The 24,300-nt window shown below is 32.2% G+C and carries 18 protein-coding genes; 2 read left to right on the top strand and 16 right to left on the bottom strand.

All coding sequences use genetic code 11. The features are described from left to right. Nucleotide 1 precedes the first annotated feature (1 nt). From polA to LQ611_RS02170, 6 genes are all read right to left on the bottom strand, one after another. Nucleotides 2-2,623: a DNA polymerase I gene (polA, locus tag LQ611_RS02195; RefSeq protein ID WP_204167866.1), complete on the bottom strand. Its 2,622-nt coding sequence runs from the start codon at nt 2,621-2,623 to the stop codon at nt 2-4. A 191-nt stretch (nt 2,624-2,814) separates the two neighbouring features. Further along, on the bottom strand, nt 2,815-4,521 hold the full coding sequence (gene pnpS, locus LQ611_RS02190; RefSeq protein ID WP_204173952.1) for a two-component system histidine kinase PnpS: 1,707 nt from the start codon (nt 4,519-4,521) through the stop codon (nt 2,815-2,817). Further along, nucleotides 4,514-5,224 (bottom strand): response regulator transcription factor, encoded by a 711-nt coding sequence (locus tag LQ611_RS02185; protein ID WP_103360783.1) that lies wholly within the window; start codon nt 5,222-5,224, stop codon nt 4,514-4,516. The genes pnpS and LQ611_RS02185 overlap by 8 nt, the downstream gene beginning before the upstream one ends. Before the next feature lie 144 nt (nt 5,225-5,368). Further along, nucleotides 5,369-6,301 carry a malate dehydrogenase gene (mdh, locus tag LQ611_RS02180; protein ID WP_204167864.1) on the bottom strand — a complete coding sequence of 311 codons (933 nt, stop codon included), beginning with the start codon at nt 6,299-6,301 and terminating at the stop codon, nt 5,369-5,371. Nucleotides 6,302-6,363: 62 nt separating this feature from the next. Further along, nucleotides 6,364-7,632 carry an NADP-dependent isocitrate dehydrogenase gene (icd, locus tag LQ611_RS02175; RefSeq protein WP_025904308.1) on the bottom strand — a complete coding sequence of 423 codons (1,269 nt, stop codon included), beginning with the start codon at nt 7,630-7,632 and terminating at the stop codon, nt 6,364-6,366. A 48-nt stretch (nt 7,633-7,680) separates the two neighbouring features. After that, nucleotides 7,681-8,799, bottom strand: coding sequence for a citrate synthase (locus tag LQ611_RS02170; protein ID WP_204167863.1), 1,119 nt, complete (start codon nt 8,797-8,799; stop codon nt 7,681-7,683). A 427-nt stretch (nt 8,800-9,226) separates the two neighbouring features. Here LQ611_RS02170 and LQ611_RS02165 point away from each other — a divergent pair, with 427 nt between their 5' ends. After that, entirely contained in the window at nt 9,227-10,582 is a 1,356-nt protein-coding gene (locus LQ611_RS02165) for an amino acid permease (protein WP_025904310.1), read from the top strand. A gap of 179 nt (nt 10,583-10,761) precedes the next feature. On the opposite strand, the gene pyk is transcribed toward LQ611_RS02165, so the two are convergent. The 8 genes from pyk to LQ611_RS02125 form a co-directional block, all read right to left on the bottom strand. Further along, the gene (gene pyk, locus LQ611_RS02160; protein WP_025904311.1) at nt 10,762-12,522 is read right to left on the bottom strand and encodes a pyruvate kinase; all 1,761 of its coding nucleotides are present in this window, start codon (nt 12,520-12,522) and stop codon (nt 10,762-10,764) included. Nucleotides 12,523-12,552: 30 nt separating this feature from the next. Further along, nucleotides 12,553-13,518: a 6-phosphofructokinase gene (gene pfkA, locus LQ611_RS02155; RefSeq protein WP_025904312.1), complete on the bottom strand. Its 966-nt coding sequence runs from the start codon at nt 13,516-13,518 to the stop codon at nt 12,553-12,555. A gap of 238 nt (nt 13,519-13,756) precedes the next feature. Next, nucleotides 13,757-14,701: an acetyl-CoA carboxylase carboxyltransferase subunit alpha gene (locus tag LQ611_RS02150; protein WP_025904313.1), complete on the bottom strand. Its 945-nt coding sequence runs from the start codon at nt 14,699-14,701 to the stop codon at nt 13,757-13,759. After that, on the bottom strand, nt 14,694-15,563 hold the full coding sequence (accD, locus tag LQ611_RS02145) for an acetyl-CoA carboxylase, carboxyltransferase subunit beta (protein ID WP_025904314.1): 870 nt from the start codon (nt 15,561-15,563) through the stop codon (nt 14,694-14,696). Before accD ends, LQ611_RS02150 begins: the two co-directional genes overlap by 8 nt. A gap of 18 nt (nt 15,564-15,581) precedes the next feature. Next, nucleotides 15,582-16,037 (bottom strand): FadR/GntR family transcriptional regulator, encoded by a 456-nt coding sequence (locus LQ611_RS02140; protein WP_025904315.1) that lies wholly within the window; start codon nt 16,035-16,037, stop codon nt 15,582-15,584. A 19-nt stretch (nt 16,038-16,056) separates the two neighbouring features. Then, complete coding sequence (gene ystJ / locus LQ611_RS02135) at nt 16,057-17,286, bottom strand: NADP-dependent malic enzyme (RefSeq protein ID WP_025904316.1); 1,230 nt, start codon at nt 17,284-17,286, stop codon at nt 16,057-16,059. 138 nt (nt 17,287-17,424) lie between these two features. Continuing rightward, nucleotides 17,425-20,616 (bottom strand): DNA polymerase III subunit alpha, encoded by a 3,192-nt coding sequence (locus LQ611_RS02130; RefSeq protein WP_107573109.1) that lies wholly within the window; start codon nt 20,614-20,616, stop codon nt 17,425-17,427. Nucleotides 20,617-20,627: 11 nt separating this feature from the next. Further along, nucleotides 20,628-21,554, bottom strand: coding sequence for a DHH family phosphoesterase (locus LQ611_RS02125; RefSeq protein ID WP_119499136.1), 927 nt, complete (start codon nt 21,552-21,554; stop codon nt 20,628-20,630). Nucleotides 21,555-21,628: 74 nt separating this feature from the next. Between LQ611_RS02125 and LQ611_RS02120 the strand changes: the two genes are divergently transcribed. Then, entirely contained in the window at nt 21,629-21,979 is a 351-nt protein-coding gene (locus LQ611_RS02120; protein WP_025904319.1) for a YtpI family protein, read from the top strand. 34 nt (nt 21,980-22,013) lie between these two features. Here the strand turns inward: LQ611_RS02120 and LQ611_RS02115 are convergent, their stop codons facing one another. Together LQ611_RS02115 and LQ611_RS02110 are read right to left on the bottom strand one after the other, a co-directional pair. Then, nucleotides 22,014-23,309, bottom strand: a complete 1,296-nt coding sequence (locus LQ611_RS02115; RefSeq protein WP_025904320.1) for a DRTGG domain-containing protein — start codon at nt 23,307-23,309, stop codon at nt 22,014-22,016. Between the two features lie 194 nt (nt 23,310-23,503). After that, complete coding sequence (locus tag LQ611_RS02110; RefSeq protein ID WP_025904321.1) at nt 23,504-24,193, bottom strand: metal-dependent hydrolase; 690 nt, start codon at nt 24,191-24,193, stop codon at nt 23,504-23,506. Nucleotides 24,194-24,300: the final 107 nt, after the last annotated feature.

The raw sequence follows: 24,300 nt of genomic DNA, 5'->3' as shown, positions 1-24,300 counted from the left end.
ATTATTTAGCATCATACCAAGTTTGTCCTGAACTAGATTCTACACTTAATGGTACAGATAACTCGAGTGCATTATCCATGATGTCTTCTACAAACGGTTGGAATGCTTCTAATTCATCTTCTGGAACTTCAAATATTAATTCATCGTGTACTTGTAATAATAATTTAGCTTTAAAATCTTTATCTTTCATCTTGTTAGCAAATTGTACCATTGCTAATTTAATAATATCCGCTGCACTACCTTGAATTGGTGTATTCATAGCTGTTCTCTCAGCAAAACTTCTTAAATTAAAGTTACGATTTGTGATGTCTGGTGTATATCTTCTTCTATGAAGTAGCGTTTCTACATAACCTTTTTGTTTAGCATCTTGTACGATTGTATCCATGTATTCTTTTACTTTAGGGAAACTATCTAAGTAATCATCAATAAATTGCTTAGCAGCTTTTCTTGTAATGCCTAAACTTTGACTTAAACCATAGTCACTAATACCATACACAATACCAAAGTTAACTGCTTTTGCTTGTCTTCTCATATTTGAGGTTACTTCGTCTTTACTGACATTGAACACACGCATTGCAGTTGTCGTATGAATATCCTCATTAGCAGTAAAGGCCTCTTTCATATGCTCGTCACCAGTAATATCTGCTAATACACGTAATTCAATTTGAGAATAGTCAGCAGCAAATATAACGTGATTCTCTTTACTTGGTCTAAATGCTTTTCTAATTTTTCTACCTTCTTCTAATCTTATAGGTATATTTTGTAAATTAGGATCTACAGAACTTAAACGACCCGTTTGAGCTAATGTTTGATTAAATCTTGTATGAATCTTACCTTCAGACGTAATCATTTTTTGCAATCCTTCAATATAAGTAGATTGAAGTTTAGCGAGCTGTCTATAGACTAATATATCTTCAATAATTGGATGTTCATTACGTAATTGTTCTAATACATCAACTGCAGTTGAGTATCCAGTCTTTGTCTTTTTTATAATTGGTAGTTTTAAATCTTCAAATAATACGACACCTAGCTGTTTTGGTGAATTAATATTGAATTCCGAACCGGCATGATGATGAATTTGTTCAATCAATTTATCGATACGTACTTTCAAGTCTTCTTGCATTTCAACTAAAGTATCTTTATCAACCGTTATGCCGATATATTCCATTTCAGCTAATACACGTGCTAACGGTAATTCCAAGTCATCGTGTAGACTTAATTGATCTTTTTCTTCTAGTAATTGAATCATTTTATCTTTTGTTTCGTAAACTGCCGTTACCTTTTTAGCAATACTTTCAAAAAGCATATCTTGTTCTGGGACGTGCAACTTTTTACCTTTGCCATATATACTTTCGTCATTCGGTACATAATAAATGCCAAATTCTGATACGACTGAGTATACATCATCAATCGTTCTAGAAGGATCTAAAATGTAACTCGCTAACATTGTATCGAACTGAATACCATTAATTTCAATACCTAATCTTTTACATAATATAATCGTTTTTTTAGCATCATATGTTGCAAATGTTACTTGATCATTTTCAAGCCATTGTTTTAATTTTTTATGCTCTTTTAAAGCATCAGGAGAAACAACATATGTTTCGTCATTTGCATGAATCGCAAATCCAAGTATATCTGCTTTTAAATAATTAGCTTCGTTCGTTTCAAAATGAATTGCCGCGTCAGTTACACTATCAAAATCAAAGTCATCAATATCAGTTGAGTATTTAATCTCTCGGTCATCTGTTGCTTCAGCACTTGCATCCATTTGATCAAGCAATTGTTTGAATTCTAATGTCTTAAATAACTTTATCTTCTCGTCATTACTTTGATCTGTAAGCTTCAAGTCATCTATTGTAACTTCAATAGGAGACTTACGATTAATCGTAGCAAGTTCTTTACTTAACTTAGCATTGTCTTCGTTATCTATTAATTTTTCTTTCATTTTTGATTTCTTTAACTCATCAATATTTTCATAAACACCTTCTACAGTCTCAAACTGTTTCAGTAATTTAATCGCTGTCTTCTCACCTATTCCCGGCACACCTGGTATATTATCTGACTTATCACCCATAAGCCCTTTCATATCAATAATTTGGTTAGGTACTAAACCATCATATTTTTCAGCGATAAATTCAGGCGTATAATGATCAATATCTGTTACACCTTTTTTAGTATAATAAATCGTTACATTTTCACTTGCTAACTGAGTTAAATCTCGGTCACCCGTAATAATGATTGTCTTAATATTTTTCTCATCTGCTTCACGAGATAATGTACCAATAATATCATCCGCTTCATAATTTTCTAATTCATAATGTTTAATATGATAACTTTCCACAAGTTGACGGATATATGGTAATTGGCTTCTTAATTCATCCGGCGTCTTCTCACGACCACCTTTATATTCACTGTACATATTATTTCTGAAAGTTGTTTTTCCAGCATCAAAAGCAACCATAAAATGAGTTGGTTCTTCTTCTTTAATTATTTTATCTAAAATCATCGTAAAACCATATATAGCATTCGTATAAACGCCAGCTTTATTTGTTAATAAAGGCAAAGCAAAAAATGCTCTAAATGATAAACTATTACCATCAATCAGTACCAATTTTTCCACGATAAGATACCTCCATCTTTATATTGATTATATTTTATCATATCTCACAATATAATAAGATTGTTTCGCATAAATAAAAAAAGCGAAATACACAATGTATTTCGCATAATCATCAAAATGAAGGGGTCTATGTTTATTCTATCTGTTCATGATTAATTCAATATGAATAAATTGTAAAGATTATATGAAGATTACTTATTAAAGAGTTTTACAATAAAGTTAGATCCTTTTCCAACTTCTGATTCTACTTTGATTTGTCCATTATGTGCTTCTACAATATGTTTCGTAATGGATAAACCAAGTCCTGTTCCTCCTGAATCTCTACTACGCGCTTTATCTACACGATAAAATCTTTCAAAAATTCGTTTTTGTTCATCTTTAGATATACCTATACCGTTATCTTTCACAGAAATGATTTGACCATCATCTACTTCTTTAATCGTTATAATAACTTCACTAGATTTCGGTGAATAACTAATGGCGTTCGTTAATAAATTAATCAACACTTGTGTTAATTTATCTTTGTCACCATATCCATACACTTCTTTATCGATATGATTTGTAATGTGAATGTCTTTTTTAGAAGCAACATTTGATACTGTATTAATCGAATGTTCGCCAATTTCAGTTAATGATATTTGTTCTTTCGGTATCTCGCTATTTTGTTCGATTTTTGATAACTCGAGTAAATCTTGAACAAGTGATTGAATTCGATTAGATTCATCTAACATGATATTTAAGAACATATCTAACGATTCAGGATTATTTTTAGCACCATCTAATAATGTTTCCGCAAATCCTTTTATTGATGTAATTGGCGTTCTTAATTCATGAGATACATTTGCCACAAAATCTTTTCGCATATGTTCTAACTTCTTCAACTTCGTTATATCATGCATAACGACAACTAAACCTAATAGATTTCGTTTTTTTCGAGATAATACTGGAATAACTGAAACCTCAAAGAACTTATTATGTACATCATTTATATACATTTCGACTTGTTCAAACATAGGTTTTTCTAATTTTAACGCTTCGTTCATCATCTGTATAATCTCAACATTAGGCATTGCTTCTTTAAATAACTGTCCTTCAGAATGACTGTCTCTATCAAATAAGTCATGGTACGTCTTGTTTGCAATGACAATATAACCTTCTCTATCTAACATTAAAATTGCACTTGGAATATTCTCTAAAGTCGTTTCCAATCGATTACGTTGCAATTTCTGTTCATTATTTAAATTATCTAATGTTCTAGCAAGTTCATTCGTATTAACAAAGAGTTCTTTCGTTTCTTTCACATTACTTTCTGGCACTCTGACACGATATTTACCTGAAGCCAATAATTTAGTAGCATATGTCACTTCTTTAATTGGATGAATATAAGAAGTGTTAATATATCGAACGACAAAATAGATTAAAGGTAATGTAAAACATAAGACTAACAATAAATATTTCCAAATATCTTTTTGAATAATTGCTATCGTATCTGTATGTTTTGCAATGACAACTGTATAATCACCATACGTTCTTGCATACATGACTTCAGATTCCGACTTATCTACTGCAAAATATTCATCAAAAGCTTTTGCATCTGATAAAGCTTGCTTTTTATTTTGATTAAATATGTTTGTATCTTTTTCACTTGAACGATATAACACACGTCCATCTTTTTGCAGTAAAATATCTTGATCAAAGACACTTAAAATATCTTTAAGATTTTCAGGATTATTTTTTGCAATATCGTAAACTTTTTTGGATTCAGTCTTTAATAATTTTTGCTGTTGTTTAGAAATTAAATCGTAACTAGAATTATGAAGGAAAAACCCTAATATAAGAAAACTTACAACAGTAACCGTTGTAAGTATAATTAGTAATTTATTATAGAACTTAATCATTATTCTTTGGTCTTTCTAACTTATAGCCTAAACCTCTCACCGTTTTAATGAATTGAGGTTGCTTAGGATTTTCTTCGAGTTTATCCCTCAAATGACTAATGTGCACATCGACTATTCTAGAGTCTCCAGCAAATTCATAATTCCAAACTGAATTCAACATATGTTCTCTAGTTATCACACGACCTTGTCTCTCAATAAGGTAAAGTAAAAGTTCGAATTCTTTTGGTGTTAATTCTAATAACTCATCATTTCTATACACTTCAAAGAAGTCAGGTCTAATTCTAATTGCACCTAGAATAATATCTTCATCATCATCTAAGTTTTTATTTTCAACTTGCCCAACGCGTCTTAATATAGCTTTAACACGTGCTACAACTTCACGAGGTGAAAATGGTTTAGTCATATAATCATCTGCACCTAATTCTAGACCTAATACTCTATCAAATTCATCGTCTTTAGCTGTAAGCATAAGAATCGGAACTTGATTTTTATCTGATCGAATCGTTTTACAAACTTCAATTCCATCTTTCTCAGGTAACATTACATCTAATACTACTAAATCTGGTTTCTCTTCATTTACTTTCTCTAACGCTTGAACTCCATCATAAGCTACAATTACTTGGTAACCAGCTTGTTCTATATTATATTTAAGCAATGTAACGATAGATTGCTCATCGTCTACTACCAATACTTTTTGTGACATTCAAGGTCCTCCTTAAGCGATTTAATATAATTATAACTTAAATTATTAAAAAAATAATGGTTATTTAGAGAACTTTACAAAAAGTTAACACTAGCTAAATAAAAGAGACGCATTCAAAGCAGAATGCGTCTCTCAACTGTTATTTTATTGTAAAATATTCTTTACTGCTTCAACAGATTGAGCAGATTCATCAAGTAATTTCTTTTCTTCATCAGTTAAGTCTAACTCAATGACTTTTTCAATACCATTAGCACCTAATACAGTTGGTACACCTAAATAGATGTCTTGATAACCATATTCACCTTCTAAATAAGCAATTGAAGGTAATACTCTCTTTTGATCTTTCAATATTGCTTCTGTCATTTCAATTAAAGCTGCTCCTGGTGCATAATATGCTGAACCATTACCTAGTAAGTTAACAATCTCAGCTCCACCTTTTCTTGTTCTATCAACAATTTCAGCAATTTTTTCTTCAGATAATAACTTCTCTAAAGGTACGCCACCAGCTGCTGAGTATCTAATAAGTGGAACCATTGTATCTCCATGACCACCTAATACAAATCCTGTTACATCTTTAACTGAAAGATCTAATGCTTCAGCAACAAATGTTCTAAATCTAGCAGTATCTAATACGCCAGATTGACCAATTACGCGCTCTTTCGGAAATCCTGATTCTTTATACACTGTATAAGTCATAGCATCAACTGGATTTGTTAAGACTAAGATAACGCAATTAGGTGAGTATTTAACAATTTCTTTAGTTACAGATTTCATAACACTTTGATTTGTTTGTACTAAATCATCACGTGACATCCCAGGTTTTCTTGCAATACCAGCTGTAATAATGACGACATCTGAATCTTTTGTATCTTCATAATTAGCAGTACCCGTTACTTTTGCATCAAAGCCTAATACCGGTGCACTTTCTGCAATATCTAACGCTTTCCCTTTTGTTGGGTTTTCAGATTGTGGCCTATCAACAAGTACAATATCACCTAACTCTTTTTGAGCTGCTATAAATGCAGCTGTAGCGCCAGTAAATCCTGCTCCAATAATTGAAATTTTCTTTCTTGCCATGTTGTTCATCTCCTTATAATAAAAGGAAGGTTAATAAATAACCTTCCTCAAATAACAATCTATTATGGTAAATTTTTAATTAATTCATCAGCGAATTCTGAAGATTTAACTTCAGTTGCGCCATCCATTAAACGAGCAAAGTCATATGTTACTACTTTAGAAGCGATTGTAGCTTCAACAGATTGAGTTACTTTGTCAGCAGCTTCTTGCCAACCTAAGTGTTCTAACATTAATACACCACTTAATAATACTGATGAAGGGTTAACTTTATCTAAACCAGCATATTTAGGAGCTGTACCGTGTGTCGCTTCGAAAATTGCATGTCCTGTTTCGTAGTTAATGTTTGCACCAGGTGCAATACCAATACCACCAACTTGAGCTGCTAATGCATCTGAAATGTAGTCACCGTTTAAGTTCATTGTAGCTACTACATCAAATTCAGCAGGACGCGTTAAAATTTGTTGTAAGAAGATATCAGCGATAGAGTCTTTGATAATTAATTTACCTTCAGCCTCTGCATCTGATTGTGCTTTATTAGCAGCATCTTTACCTTCTTCTTCAACAATTTTATCATATTGTTGCCAAGTGAATACGCGATCTCCGAATTCACGTTCAGCTAAATCGTAACCCCATTTTTTGAATGCACCTTCAGTAAATTTCATGATGTTACCTTTATGAACTAATGTAACATTTCTACGATTATTATCGAATGCATAGTTAATAGCTGCTCTTACTAATCTTTCAGTACCTTCTTTAGAAACTGGTTTAATACCGATACCTGAAGTTTCAGGGAATCTGATATTTTTAGCACCCATTTCATTTTGTAAGAAGTCTATAACTTTTTTAGCTTCATCTGAGCCTTCTTGGAATTCAATACCAGCATAAATATCTTCAGTATTTTCACGGAAGATAACCATATCTGTATCTTCAGGACGTTTAACAGGTGAAGGAACACCTTTAAACCAACGTACTGGACGTAGACAAGTGAATAAATCTAACTCTTGACGTAAAGCAACGTTTAATGAACGAATTCCGCCACCGATTGGTGTAGTTAATGGACCTTTAATAGCGATTAAATATTCTTTAATCGTTTCTAAAGTTTCGTTTGGTAACCATTCACCTGTTTCATCGAATGCTTTTTGACCTGCTAATACTTCTTTCCATTCGATTTTCTTTTCGCCATTATATGCTTTTTCTACAGCTGCATCTAATACTCTACTTGCTGCATTCCAGATATCTGGTCCAATTCCATCCCCAATAATAAATGGGATAACTGGATTATTTGGAACATTTAAAACGCCTTGATTTGTTGTAATTTTTTCTGCTGTCATTATATGATTCCTCCATCTAAATTTGTTAGTTATATTATATTAATTAAATTAACGGTTTTCAATTGGTTCATATTTACGATCACGTTCACCAGTATATTCAGCTCTTGGTCTCATAATTCTATTTGTTCTATATTGTTCAAGAATATGAGCTGTCCAACCTGACATACGGCTAATTGCAAATATTGGTGTGAATAAATCGTGATCAATACCCATGCTGTGATATACAGTTGCACTGTAGAAGTCAACGTTAGGTAATAATCCTTTTTCTTCTTTCATAATTTCAGCAATTCTTAAAGAAATTTCAAACAATTCTTTTTGACCTGATTCATCTGTAATACGACGACTCATTTCTTTTAAGTACTTCGCTCTAGGATCACCATTTTTATAAACTCTGTGTCCGAAGCCCATAATTTTTTCTTTGTTTGCGATTTTATCTTTAATGTAATCATCAGTTTTGTCGACAGTACCAATTTCAGTTAACATTTTCATAACTTGTTCGTTAGCACCACCATGTAATGGGCCTTTCAATGCGCCAGCTGCTGCTGTCACACCTGAATACATATCAGATAAAGTCGAAACTGCTACACGTGCTGTAAATGTTGAAGCATTGAATTCATGGTCAGCGTGTAAAATTAACGCTTTGTTAAAACCTTCTACCTCAACATCAGTTGGAACTTCACCTCTTAACATATATAAGAAGTTTGCTGCATATGTTAAATCTTTTTTAGGTTTCACAACTTCTTTACCTTGTCTTACACGAGAAAATGCTGCTACTAATGATGCAACTTTTGCTTGAATTCTAATTGCACGTTCATAGTTCATTTCTTCATCAAATTTTTCAGCGTCTGGATCGAAATGCGCTAAATAAGATAATGAAGTACGTAATCCAGTCATTGGATGAACTTTATCAGTCGCATAATCTTCGAAATGTGTATACATTCTAGGGTTTAGAGTCATATATCCTAGTAGTTTCTCATTTAGTTCTGCTAATTCCTCTTTGTTTGGTAATCTTAAATTCCATAGTAAAAACATAACTTCTTCAAATAAAGCATTTTCAGTTAGATCATCTATTTCATAACCTGCATAAGTTAATTGATTATCTATGATTGAACTAATTTGAGTTTCAGAAGCAATGATGCCCTCTAACCCTTTTGCTACTTGTGCCATAATAATATCCCCCTTACTAAATAATTGCCCATATATGTAATGGCTTTCATCTATCATTATATATAATTTCTTGAGATTTGTGAATGCGAAGGACCTTTAAACTTTAAATTCTTTAGTAATTTTAGATGAATAAAAATAAACAGTTGTAATTTTATATTTTTTATAATATTGCTATAGTAAATTAAATATATCCCGAAAACGTGAACACAGAAGGATTTACGAGTGAATAATACCCTATCATTTTTATCAGAATAGGTCATTTCGTCGTTTATCCATTCATTTTTATTATTATATATGATAAAAATAATAAATCATGTTAACAGGTATCAAACAGTTGTTAAACATTCATTTTTTAATTGCTATTTTCTTACAGCAAGCGCATAATAATAACATGAAAGTTTGTATATGAAAGAGGGATAAAGTTTATATGGCTAACAATTTACAAAGGGAGTTAAGCAATAGGCATGTACAACTTATTGCGATAGGTGGTGCTATAGGTACAGGCTTATTCTTAGGTGCTGGAGAAACAATCAGTTCAGCAGGCCCTTCAATACTACTGACCTATATTATAATAGGTTTAATTTTATTTCTGTTTATGAGAGCTCTAGGGGAAATATTACTCTCAAACACTGATTTTCATTCTTTTGCAGATGTCACACATACATACATCGGCCCGTTCGCAGGATATATAACAGGATGGACTTATTGGTTCTGTTGGATTGTAACTGGTATGGCCGAAGTAACTGCAGTAGCAAAATACATAAGTTTTTGGTTTCCTGACATACCAACATGGATTACAGCATTATTTACAATACTCATATTGATGACGATGAATTTAATGACTGCTAAACTATTTGGTGAATTAGAGTTCTGGTTCTCTATTATTAAAATTACAACAATCGTAGCTTTAATCGTTGTCGGTATTATCATGATCGTAATGGCATATGAAACACCATACGGTACAGCTTCACTAACACATATTTGGGATCATAATGGTATATTCCCGAATGGAATGAATGGTTTCTTCTTATCATTCCAAATGGCAGCTTTCTCATTTGTAGGTATTGAATTAATCGGTGTTACAGCTGGTGAAACGAAAGATCCACATAAGACAATACCAAGAGCGATTAACAGTGTTCCAATTAGAATTATGCTTTTCTATGTAGGTTCACTTATTATCATCATGTCTATTACACCTTGGGACAAAATCGACCCTGCCGAAAGTCCATTCGTAAAATTATTCGGACTGATTGGTATTCCAATCGCAGCAGCAATTATCAACTTTGTTGTTTTAACAGCTGCAGCTTCGTCTTGTAATAGTGGTATTTTCTCAAATAGTAGAATGCTTTATGGTTTATCACAAAATGGACAAGCAAATAAGAGCTTTGGTCAAACAAACAAAACTGGTGTCCCTTATAAAGCAACACTATTTAGTTGTTTCTTATTAATGATCTCAGTACTTTTAAACTACGTGATTAAAGATGCTGGTGAAGTATTTAAATATGTAACATCAGTTTCAACTGTTCTTTTCTTAGTAGTATGGTCATTAATCATTGTTGCTTATATTAGATATCGTAAAATATCACCAGAATTAAACAAAGCATCTGATTTCAAATTACCTGGTGGTGTTCCAGTAGCATGGATTACATTAATATTCTTTATTTTCGTATTCGTGTTATTGATGACAAATAAAGTGACATTAATCGCTATATTAATTACACCAATTTGGTTTATCATTTTGACATTCATGTACTTTAATCAAAAACGTAAAGTATTTAAATAAAGTAAATTAAAACATCTCATTTTCCTGAGCAAATCAGAAAATGAGATGTTTTTTTGTAGCCTTATTTATTATAACGGCACCAGTATTTGTACTTTTAGCCAGAACTGCTAATAACGGCATTTGCATTCATAAATAAAAAAAGAGGCTAAGATATCATATCCCAGCCTCTGTCTTATATATTATAATACGTTAGCATATCCTTCGAACACTTTGTGTTGTTTTGGATCTAATGTAATTAATGTACCATCTGCTATTTTTTCGCGAGCGCCTTCAACACCAACGATAGTTGCTACGCCTAAGTTAAGGCCAACAACTGCAGCGTGAGAAGTTAATCCGCCTTCTTCTGTTACAATTCCTTTAGCATTTTCTAAATATGGAACCATATCAGCATCTGTTGATTGTGTCACAACGATTGATTCACTTAAATCTTTACCTTTTAAATCGTCAGCAGTATTTGCTACTACAGCTTTACCTACTGTTGAATGATGACCGATTCCTTGACCTTTAGCTAATTCATCACCTACTAAATGAATCTTCATTAAGTTAGTTGTACCTGTTTCACCTGTTGGTACACCTGCAGTAATAATGATTAAATCACCATTATCAACTAAACCTGTGTTAACAGCTGTTGATACAGCATTATTTAATAATTCATCAGTTGTTTGTTTACCTTTTTTCACAACTGGTAATACGCCCCATACTAATGTCATATGACGAGCAGTTGTTTCATTAGGTGTAACAGCTATAATGTGTGAATGTGGTCTATATTTAGAGATTGTTTGAGCTGTAGCACCACTTTCAGTTGCTGCAACGATTGATTCTACATTTAAGTTTAAAGCTGTATGTGCAACTGATACACCGATTGCATTAACTAAATTCGTATCGATCATTTTTGAACGATCAGATAATAATTTTTTGTAATCTTGAGCTTCTTCAGCAGCTACTGCGATATTTTGCATTGTGCGTACTGCTTCTTCAGGATATAATCCTGCTGCAGTTTCACCAGATAACATAACTGCATCTGTACCATCGTAAATAGCGTTCGCTACGTCACTTGCTTCTGCTCTTGTACAACGTGGGTTTCTTTGCATTGAATCTAACATTTGTGTTGCTGTAATAACTGGTTTACCTAATTTATTACATTTTTGGATTAATTGTTTTTGTACCATTGGAACTGCTTCTGGTAAAATTTCAACACCCATATCACCACGAGCAACCATTAAACCATCTGAAACTTGAAGAATTTCATCGATATTTTCAATTCCTTCTTCATTTTCAATTTTAGGAATAATTTTAATAACGTTATTTTCTTTTTCTTCTAAAATTGCACGAATATCTAATACATCTGATGGACGTCTTACGAAACTAGCTGCAATAAAGTCTACACCTTGTTCGATACCGAAGCGGATATCACTAGCGTCTTTATCAGTAATACCAGGAAGGTTTACTTTAACACCTGGTAAGTTAACACCTTTTTTATTTTTTAATTCGCCAGTATTTTCTACTGCACAGTGAACTTCACCTTTAGCGATATCAATTGATTTAACTGTAAGTTCGATTAAACCATCATCAAGTAGAATTGTTGATCCAACTTCTACATCTTCTGCTAATTTTTCGTAAGTAACTGAGAACGCTTCTTTAGTACCCTCTACTTCAGTTGTTTTAACTGTTACTTCACTACCTTTAGTAAGTTCAATTAAACCATCTTTCATGTTATGAGTTCTAATTTCAGGACCTTTTGTATCTAATAAGATACCAATATTTTTATTTAATTTAGAACTTACTTTTCTAATTGTATCTATACGACCTTTGTGTTCTTCATGACTTCCGTGTGAGAAGTTCAATCTAGCAACGTTCATGCCTGCAAGCATTAATTTTTCTAACATTTCTTCTGATTCTGATGCTGGACCTATCGTACATACAATTTTTGTCTTTCTCATATTAAAATGACCTCCGTAGTTTTTCTTTTTTTATATAGATAATTGATGTGCTAAATCATACATTTTCTTGTCGATGTTATGTTCTGCTTGGAATATTTCATCAAAATGCGTACATGTTAATTCATTTTGTTGGATTCCAACTGCTTTAGCACTATCACCTTGCATAAGTAGTTCAACTGCATAACCGCCTAAACGAGAAGCAAGTACTCTATCCATTCCAGTAGGTGTACCGCCTCTTTGGATGTGGCCTAAACATGAAACGCGTGTATCAATGTTAATAAATTTCTTCAATTCTTCCCCACATTGATGACCAGTCATGACACCTTCAGCACAAATAATGATAGAATGTTTTTTCCCTCTATCCATACCATGTTGAATTTTTTCAGCGATTTCTTCAATGTCTGATTTAACTTCTGGAATTAAAATTGTTTCCGCTCCAGCTGCTAATCCTGACCATAGCGCTAAATCACCAGCGTCTCTTCCCATTACTTCAATAATAAAAGTACGTTCATGACTTGATGCTGTATCTCTTATTTTATCGACAGCATCAATGATTGTGTTAAGTGCTGTATCAAAACCAATTGTAAAGTCTGTACCATTAATATCGTTATCGATAGTACCGGGTACACCGATTGTTTTAAGATTTTTAGCTTCTTCGCTTAATCTTTGTGCACCTCTATAACTTCCATCTCCACCGATAACAACTAATCCTTCTATACCTCTTTTTTCAAGGTTTTCAATTGCTTTCGCACGCACTTCTTTTTCTTTAAATTCTGGACATCTAGCAGAATAAAGGAATGTACCACCTCTTTGAATCATGTCACCAACTGAACCTAATTCAAGTTTTTTGATATTATCATTTATTAAGCCTAAGTAACCTTGGTATACACCATAAACTTCAATATCATGATAAATAGCTTTACGAACAACTGCACGAATTGCTGCGTTCATCCCTGGTGAATCTCCACCGCTCGTTAAAACCGCAATTTTTTTCATAAATATACAGACCTCTCTTGTTATATGATTGTTAATTTAAAAATAACACAAATATTGGCTTGATTCCATTAAAACTACTGTTATTTAAATATGTAAACGTCTTCTTAAAAAAAGATTCCAACTTTTGTAATTTTTCAAAAGTTGGAATCGCTTAATTTTAATTCAATTATGCACATATACATAAATTTATGAAAAGAAATTATATCAGTATAAATGATTACTTGTCATTTTAAATATCCTAATCGATATAACTTCCTATATTACGATACTTATTAAAACGATCTTCAACTAAACTTTCTGCATTTAATGTTCTTAAGTCTGAAAGATGTTTTTCAATTGATGTCTTTATAAGTGAAGCTTGTGATTCTAGATGTTTATGAGCACCACCAAATGGTTCTTTAACAACTTCATCTACAACATCTAAATCAAATAAGTCAGGTGCTGTAATTTTCATTGTTTCAGCTGCCATTTGAGCAAGCCCAGAATCTTTCCATAACAATGCTGCTGCACCTTCTGGAGAAATAACTGAATAAGTACTATTTTCTAACATGAGTAGACGATTGGTTACGCCTAATCCAAGTGCGCCACCACTTCCGCCTTCACCAATAACAATAGAAATAACAGGTACTGTTAAAGATGCCATTTCGACTAAGTTTTTAGCAATAGATTCACTTTGTCCACGTTCTTCTGCAGCTTTACCAGGATATGCACCTTTCGTATCAATGAACGTAATGATCGGTCTATTAAACTTCTCAGCCTGCTTCATTAAACGCAAAGCTTTACGATATCCTTCTGGATGTGCCATACCAAAGTTTCTAAAAATATTATCTTTAGTGTCTTTACCTCTTTGGTGACCTATAACTGTTACTGGTAACCCATTAAAGTAAGCCAATCCACCTATTAATGCTGGATCATCACGGAAAGTACGATCACCGTGAAGTTCGATAAAATCATCAAATATGTAAGGGATATAATCTAAAGTTGTAGGTCTTTCTTGTAATCTCGCAACTTGTACTCTATCCCAAGGCTTTAAATTATTATAAATGTGTTCTGTTTCTTTTGTTAAAGTGGCTTCCAATATTTCTATTTCATCTGTTAAGTCTACACCATGTTTTTCTTGATAAGATTGTAGAGATGCTATTTTTTCTTTAATTTCTTCTAAAGGTTTTTCAAATTCAAGCATTGTCTTTCACCTCGTTATGATGCATCTTAAGCACAGTACTTAAAGTTTTATACATATCTTTTCGATGTACAACTTTATCTAATTGGCCATGTTCTAGTAAAAATTCCGCCGTTTGGAAATCGTCAGGTAGTTTTTCACTAATCGTTTGTTCAATGATTCTTCTACCAGCAAATCCAATTAAAGCTTTCGGTTCTGCAAAGTTCAAATCACCTACTGACGCAAAGCTTGCTGAAACGCCTCCAGTTGTAGGGTGTGTCATATATGAAATGAATAGTAAGCCTTTATCACTATGACGTTTAATGGATACACTTGTCTTTGCCATTTGCATAAGTGAGATGATGCCTTCTTGCATTCTTGCACCACCACTTGCTGTGAACAATACAAATGGTAAATTGTGATCTGCACAATAATCGACAATTCTACAAATTTTCTCTCCTACTACTGCACCCATACTTCCCATTCTAAATCTAGAATCCATAACACAGATACCATAAGGAATACCGTCAATTGACGTTACACCTGTAACAACTGCATCATTTAAACCAGTACTTTTTCTATCTTTTTCTAATTTTTCTTCATATCCAGGAAATTCTAATGGGTTTGAAGCAGTCATACCAACATCAAACTCTTTAAATGCATCTTCATCACTCACAGCTCTAATTCTATCGTGAGCAGTTAATGCAATATGATGATCACAGTTAAAACAGACATTTAAGTTTTGTACGAGCTCTTTTGTATACATGATTTTTTTACATTTAGGGCATTTAGTCATGATACCTTCAGGCACGTCATTATCTTTACTGTTTTGAACAGTTACATATTTCTTCTTTTTCTGGCTTCGATTGAACAAGTCTTTAAACATGTCACTATCCCCCTGATTTTATTTACAATTATCTCTTTCAAATCTATCACTATATTGAGAGAGTAGCTTCCAAATCATATACATAATTTGATTATTATTATTTGAAACAAGTTCTTCTTTTGAATTTGTTTCAATGTTATTGTGTTCTTCACAGAAATTTTCAATCATCCATTTTAATTCATTGATTTCATCTAGTTGTGATTCATTATGAATTAAGAACCTTCCGATTAAATCAAAAAGTTGGTGTTGGTACATATCACTTAAGAATGTACCTTCACCTCTTCTAGTATGTATCACCCCTAAAAGTTCTAATGCTCTTAGGGCTTCTCTGATACTTGAACGTCCAACATTTAAGGTTTCACTTAAAAATCTTTCGGAAGGCAGTTTTTCACCCACTTGAATATTTTTTTCAACAATAATTGACTGAATTTGTTCGACAATCTTGATTAATCCTTTTTGCTTTTCTTTATCCAACGTGAGTCTCCTTCCAAAATTATGACAAGTCTGCTAATTCATATGTTCTACGTTCTATTTCATCAACATCAACTTCAATACGTGCCACGCCTGATTCCATACCAGCTTTTGCTACTGCTTTCGCAACGTATGGTGCAACTCTTGGATCGAATGGTCCAGGAATGACATAATCCGCGTTTAATTCTTCCTCTGAAACAAGGTTAGCAATTGCTTCTACTGCTGCTTGTTTCATTTCTTCATTTATATGAGTTGCACGAATATCTAATGCACCTCTAAAAATACCAGGAAATGCTAATACATTATTAATTTGGTTAGGGAAATCAGAACGACCTGTACCAATAACTTTAGCACCCGCTTCTTTTGCTATATCTGGCATAATTTCAGGAACTGGGTTAGCCATAGCGAAGATAATTGGATCTTCAGCCATAGTTTCAACTAATTCTTTAGTTAATGCGCCTTCAACAGATACACCTACGAATACATCCGCATCTTTAATAACATCTGATAATTGACCTTCTGTTTTGTCTTTGTTTGTCCATTTGGCAACAAAGTCTTTAGTAGGATTCATACCATAAGGACGGTCTTCGTAAATCGCACCTCTAGAATCACACATAATCATATTTCTTACACCATAACTGTATAATAATTTAATAATTGCAATTCCTGCTGCACCTGCACCGTTTAAAACAACTTTTATATCGGATAATTTTCTGTCAGTAATTTTCAATGCATTAATCAAACCAGCAACCGTTACGATAGCCGTACCATGCTGATCATCATGAAAGACAGGTATTTTAGTTTCTTTTTTTAGACGTTCTTCAATTTCAAAACATCGAGGTGCTGAAATATCTTCTAAGTTAACGCCACCGTAGTTAGGTTCTAATAATTTAACAGTATTCACAATTTCATCAACGTCTGTCGTATTAAGTGCGATTGGCACACCATCTACACCAGCAAAGCTTTTGAATAAAACTGCTTTCCCTTCCATTACAGGAATACTTGCTTCAGGACCGATATCACCTAGGCCTAATACAGCTGTTCCATCTGTAATTACAGCTACCGCATTAGATTTCATTGTATAATCATATACTTTTCTTACGTCTTCATGTATATCTTTACATGGCTCTGCTACACCTGGAGAATAAGCAAGACTTAATTCCTCTTTATTAGTAACTTTAACTTTGGCATAAACGCCTAATTTACCTTGTTTTTCTTTATGCATATATAGAGCATCATCTCTTAATGACAAAATAATCATCCCTTCATTGTATGTATGTATCTATCCCTTTATTATACATTAAATTTCTATAATTAAATTAAAAAATTCTTCATAGTGGTCAGACCACCATGAAGAATACTATAGCATAAATTATTTAATTAATAAAGCCTATAAAAGACGTACATTTTCATAACCTATTTGATTTATAAATTCTTCAAAGTTACCATGATTTAAGTTTAAATAGCCAAGCATTTTTGAACTATAATCTTCATCATTAAAATACGTTACTTTAATTTGTCGATTGTGGTCTTTTGTTATCCACTCTGCTAAATCTTCTACATTTCTTACGACGACTTCTTTTGTCGTATTAAATTTATGTTGTTTAAATGCATCTAATGTATCTATTTTGTTAATAATAATTTGTGTCTTACCGTTTCTTTTTTCGAATTTGCCATTGATAATTACTGGGACATTGATGATATTAGTTGTTTCAATTTGTTTATATGCATCAGGGAATATAACCCCTTCAACTTCATTTAATCCGTCTATTAAATTGACAAAAGCCATATTTTGACCTTTTTTAGTTCTAATTTTTCTTAGTGACGCAATCATTACGAGCATCGGTACTTTATTATGGTCTATTCTTAATGGATAAATCGATAAATATTGATGTTGATTGAATAATGCAATGATTGGATGCTCAGTTGCATAGAACCCTAAGTATTCTTTTTCATATTCACTTTTCATAAGATTAGGCATTTCTTCAACTTCTTTAAATTCTTTCTTTACGTTCAAACCTAATTCTTTCAATAAATTATTAGAATCTCCGACAGACTCGCTACTTTCATAAACATCGTCAATAGACTGTAACAATGTCGCTCTAGTCTGACCAAAATCATCTAAAGCACCAGCATATATAAGCGCTTGTATCAATTTCTTACTTTTAGCCTTACTTGGTAATCGATGTACAAGATCAAACATATCTTTATACGTTCCGTTTGTTTTTCTTTCATCAACAATCACTTTTACACTTTGATAACCAACGCTTTTAATTGCACCAAGTGACGTATATATTCCTTTTTTAGTTGCTTTATAAAACCATTCACTATGATTAATGGACGGTGGATATATTTTCACACCAATTCTTTTAAGTTCCGTTACCATTTGTTCTGTCTTAACTTCATTACCAACAACATTAGAAAGAATCGCAGCATAAAAGTATGTCGGATAATGTACTTTCAAATAAGTCATGATATACGCAATTTTACTATATGCTACAGCATGTGCTTTTGGATAACCATAGTCTGCAAACTTCAGTATTAAATCAAATATTTTTACAGCTGTTGATTCCTCGTAACCTCTTTCTAAGCTACCATTCACAAAATGTTTTCTTTCATTTTCTAACACTGCTCTATTTTTCTTACTCATCGCACGTCTCAAAATATCCGCTTCACCATATGAAAATCCTGCGAACTTACTTGCGATTTGCATAATCTGTTCTTGATATATAATAACGCCATATGTTGATTTCAATATATCTTTTAAATCTGGATGTAAATATTCTATCTCTGCATTTTGTCTACGTCTTTTAATATATGTTGGTATTTCTTCCATTGGTCCAGGTCTATATAAAGAGGTAACTGCTACAATATCGAGAAAATGGTCAGGCTTTAACCTTTTTAATACACTTCTAACACCTTGAGATTCAAGTTGGAAAATACCTGTTGTTTCACCTTTAGACAATAGTTGAAAGACTTTAGGATCATCAAAAGGAATTTTTTCAATATCTACAATTTGATTTTCTTGATATTTAACTTGATTGACCACTTGTTGAATAATCGATAAATTTCTTAAACCAAGAAAGTCGATTTTTAATAACCCGATCTTTTCAGTTTCAGTCATAGTCCATTGCGTTAAGACACCTGTATCACCCATCATCGTAGGTACAAATTGATGTAATGACTGATCATTAATAATGATACCTGCTGCATGTGTAGATGTATGTCTCGGTAAACCTTCTAATTGTTTACTTAGTTGAAACCATTTTTCATGCAAATGATTCTGGTTAACAAATTGTTTAAACGCATCATCTTCAAATGCTTCGTCTAATGTAATACCTAATTTATGAGGAATTAATTTTGAAATGTAATTGAGTGTAGCATCATCAAACTGCAATATTCTACCTACATCTCTTGCTACTGCTCTCGCTTGAAGATGACCATAAGTTACAATACCAGCAACACGATTATCACCGTATTTTTCTTGAACATATTGAATCACTTTATCGCGCTTAGTGTCTTGAAAGTCGATATCAATATCCGGCATCGTCACACGTTCAGGGTTTAAAAATCTTTCAAATAACAAATCAAATTCAATCGGATCAATAGTAGTAATATTTAAAATAAAACTAACTAGAGATCCACCAGATGAACCACGTCCAGGACCAACTAATACATTTTGATCTTTCGCATAATTGATTAAGTCACTAACGATTAAGAAATAATCTGAATATCCCATTTTCACAATAATATCGTATTCGTATTTAAGTCGTTTTTCATATACTTCATTAAATTGTGGATACTTGGCTTTATTCATCATTAATAATTCCCAAAGATATTCATCACTTGATTGATTATTAGGCGTTTTATATTTTGGTAATAAATCTTGATGATACTCAATTTCAACCTGACATTTTTGAGCTATTTCATCTGTATTTTGTATGTACGCTTCATCTACATTAATTTGAGATATATCTTCTTTAGTTAAAAAATGATGATTTAAATTTTGTTGAAAATCACTCATCGTTAATTTTTCATTATTTTTAATTGCGTGAAGTGCGATTAAACTATCCCCATCTTCTTCATTCAAATAAAGTGCAGACTTCATAAATACTTTTTTATGATTCATATGTATCGTAGAATCATGAGAAATATATTTATCATCATCCCCAATTGTTATAGCTTGGAATAAATAATAGTTGGCTTCATTGATTTGTTTACCAATAATTATAAGTCCTTCTGAATAAGCATTAACCCATTCAATGGGTGTTGAAAATCGTTCTTTAATAGATATAGCAGATGATAACTTAATTAAATTATGATAGCCTGTTTTATTTTTAGCTAAGACCACACATTCAACTTGATTGAGTTGGTCATCTAAATAAATAGTTAATCCGAAGATTGGTTTTATATTTTCTTTTATACATGCATCATAAAATTGTAAAGCACCGTGCAGAACATTTAAATCTGTAAGAGCAAGCGCTTGATAATTTTCATTTTTAGCTTTTTGAACAACATCTGGGATTCTAATACTTGAATTAAGCAAATCATATGATGAATGAATATTTAAATGACTTACCATGCGCTCACCTCCTATATTTCAGATTTAATATCTGCTGCTAATGCATCAAACTCTTCCCAACTATATACAGATGCACCTGAAGCATTTGGATGTCCTCCACCGTTATATTTAGCTGCGATATGATTAATTTTTATGCCTTTTGAACGAATTCTACATCTTATTTCTTTACCTTCATCAACAGCAAATACCCATGCTTTTAATCCTTTTATATCTGAAACGGTATTCACGAATAATGAAGCTTCATTAGGCTGTAAGTTGAACTGTTCAAGTATATCTTTCGTAATCTTAATTGAACAGAATCCTTCACCATCATATTTGAAATTCTGAAGGATATATCCTTGGAAGTGAAGTAAAGCTGGATCTCTTTCACTCAATTGGTTAAGTAATTTAGTACGTTCGAATTCTTTCGTCATTAACTCTGCTGCAACTTCCATTGTATGTGTAGACGTATTATCAAATAAGAATCTACCTGTGTCACCAACGATTCCTAAATATAATACTCTACTTGCTTTCTCACTTACATTTGAACCATTTAAATTCCATGATTTATTTAAATCAAAGATAATTTCACTTGTAGATGATGCTTCTGTATTTACAAAATTAATATCACCATATGAATCTACTGGTGGATGATGATCAATCTTAATTAATTCGTCACCAGTATTATAGCGACTATCATCAATACGTGGTGCGTTTGCTGTATCACAAACAATCACAAGTGCGCCATTATATGTTTCATCTGCAATTTCATCCAAATCTCCAATAAATGTTAGCGTCGGTTCAGGTTGACCGACTGCATATATATGTTTTTCAGGAAAAGCCTCTTGTAATATATATTTCAAGCCTAATTGAGAGCCATATGCATCAGGGTCTGGTCTAACATGCCTATGTATGATAATTGTTTCATATTGCTTTATTTTATTTAATATTTCTTCCATTGTGATCCTTCTTTCTTTATATTTACTTATATTTTATTAATTGATATAATTCGACTTGGTAGGAGGAATCAAACATGTCATCTGAAATTATGTCTACACTTGTTGCTTTGGCAGTAACTGTTATGATTATTGCTTTAATATTTGCTATTTTAAATTTAGCACGTTCATTTAGAACGAAACGTGACGTTAGAAAAGCGTATCATAAAGCGCGTTCAAGATTTTACTTTGGTATATTTATGATCGCATTTGCAGCAGACCAAGTATTGTTATTCCCAACATTAGTCACTTATATTATTGTTTTAGTATTATTATTCTTTGGTATTTTAAACGTATCTTATGGCTATAGAGCAAGTAAATACTTTAAAGGTAACTTACCTATCGAGAACAAAGCTTGGGAAGAATTCGAACAAAAAAAACATCAATAATATTTTAAAAAGCGTTGTATTACATAACGCTTTTTTATTTTTCGAGAATTTGACACATCAGTAATGCTTTCGCAACTGTGGCACTACCGCTCACCATTGTAACTTCGAATTTAGCAAATATTCTACCGATATCTAATGTTGTAATCTTCACTTCTACATCGTCATCGATTTGAACAGTTTTCAAATAATAAATATCTATATGTTCAATCATGATTTCTGATTTTTTCATTTTTCTTATTTCATAACGTAACGCTTCTTCAATAACTGCAATATAGACTGATTTCGTTAACATACCGAATTGATTTGTTAATTGTGGGGATATATTCACCACAACATTACCATTGTCCATTGTGATTTGTTTTGCAATTTGGTCATGAATCGTTTCACCTATTTGTGGTTGTCTACTCATTAATTGCATCGTCTTTAATACATCTTCACGAGAAATGATACCGATTAATACTTTAGAGGTTGATACAACTGGCAACAATTCAATTCCTTCCCAGATCATAAGGTGGGCACAAGTTGCGATTGTCGTATTTAAATGTGCAATGATAGGTGATTTAGTCATCAACGTTCTGATACTTTTATCTTGTTCTTCATTTACAATATCTTTACTAGTTAAAATACCTACAACTTTCATTTCGCTATCAACAACTGGAAAACGTGTATGAGATGTTTGTTGTGATAATTCATTCCAATCTCGCACTTTTTGTTTATCATCTAAATAAGAAGTTGATTCAATTGGAATCATAATATCTTCAACCATTAAAATTTCTTTTTTAATCATTTGATCATATATGGCTCTGTTAATAATATTGGCCACTAAAAATGTATCATAATTAGATGAAATAATTGGAAGTTCGTGTTCATCAGCATAGTTTATAATATCTTCATGCGCTTCAAAACCACCTGTAATTAACACGGCAGAACCTCTTTTTAAAGCTTCCATTTGTACATCTGCTCTATTACCAACAATAAGTAAAGTATTTTTAGTTAAATATTTAACGACATCATTTAATTCCATTGCGCCTATTGCAAATTTTGATAAAGTTTTATATAAGCCTTGTTTACCGCCCAATACTTGACCATCTACAATTTTAACAATTTCATTAAATGTTAAATTTTCAATTTGTTCTCTAGATTTTCTCTCAATTCTAACTGTCCCTACTCTATCAATAGATGCTACAAGCCCTTGATTATCCGCTTCTTTAATTGCACGATAAGCTGTACCTTCAGAGACATTTAAATCTTTCGCTATCTGTCTGACCGAGATTTTATGTCCAACAGATAACGATTCAATATACTCAATAATTTGCTCATGTTTCGTCATGTTTATACCCTCTATCAAATTTTATGAATTACTTTCTATTATACATTTTTAATGTCTTAAATGATATCTTAAAAATTTAATAAAAGATTGAAACACCGCTCATTAAATTAAGTTTCTTATACAGTTCATTTCTTAAACTTAAAAGCTGAGACGACAAAATCATCTCAGCTTACTAAACTATCTATCATATTCATTTATAATTCTACCGATTCACCAGGTTTTAAAATGTGAACTTCTGATTCTGTAACAGCTTTTTCAAAATCTTTAGGGTCTTGTTTAATAAAATCAAATGTATCGTAATGAATAGGTACTACTTTTTTCGGCTTGATAAATTCATTAATTGCATAACTTGCATCATCAATGCCCATTGTAAAGTTATCGCCTATTGGAATAAAACATAAATCAACTGGGTGTCTATCTGCGATTAATTTCATATCACTGAATAAACCTGTGTCACCTGTATGATAAATAGTACCTGCTTCTGTTTCTAATACAATTCCTGCTGGCATACCTAAATAGACGATTTCCCCATCTTCTTCTGTAAAGCTATTACTATGAAAGGCTTGCACATATTTTACTTTTCCGAAATTAAATTCAATATTCCCACCAATATTCATTGGATGTAAGTTTTCTAATCCGTGTTTATTTGATAAATAATCAATCGCTTCAGGTAACGCTATAACCGTTGCACCTGTTCTTTTTGCAATGCTAACAGTATCACCTAAATGATCACCATGACCATGAGTTAATATAATATAATCTGCTTCTACTTCATCTGCCGTCAAATCTGATAATGGATTCCCTGTTATAAATGGATCCACAATCACTTTATGTCCTTTACTTTCAAAATAGATTACTGATTGTCCATGAAATGATACTTTCATGAATCTCCCTCCTCAAATTGTCTTTTCCGTATATTATATACCCTAAATTTGAATTTATGAATCAAGAAGTCTAAAATAATGATGTAAGAAAGAGATTTGGGAGGAAG

Origin of the sequence: Mammaliicoccus sp. L-M44 (assembly GCF_022386355.1) — a bacterium.
Lineage (GTDB): Bacteria > Bacillota > Bacilli > Staphylococcales > Staphylococcaceae > Mammaliicoccus > Mammaliicoccus sciuri_A.
The sequence above is the reverse complement of the archived record's forward strand: the minus strand, read 5'-3'. Positions and strand labels throughout refer to the sequence as shown.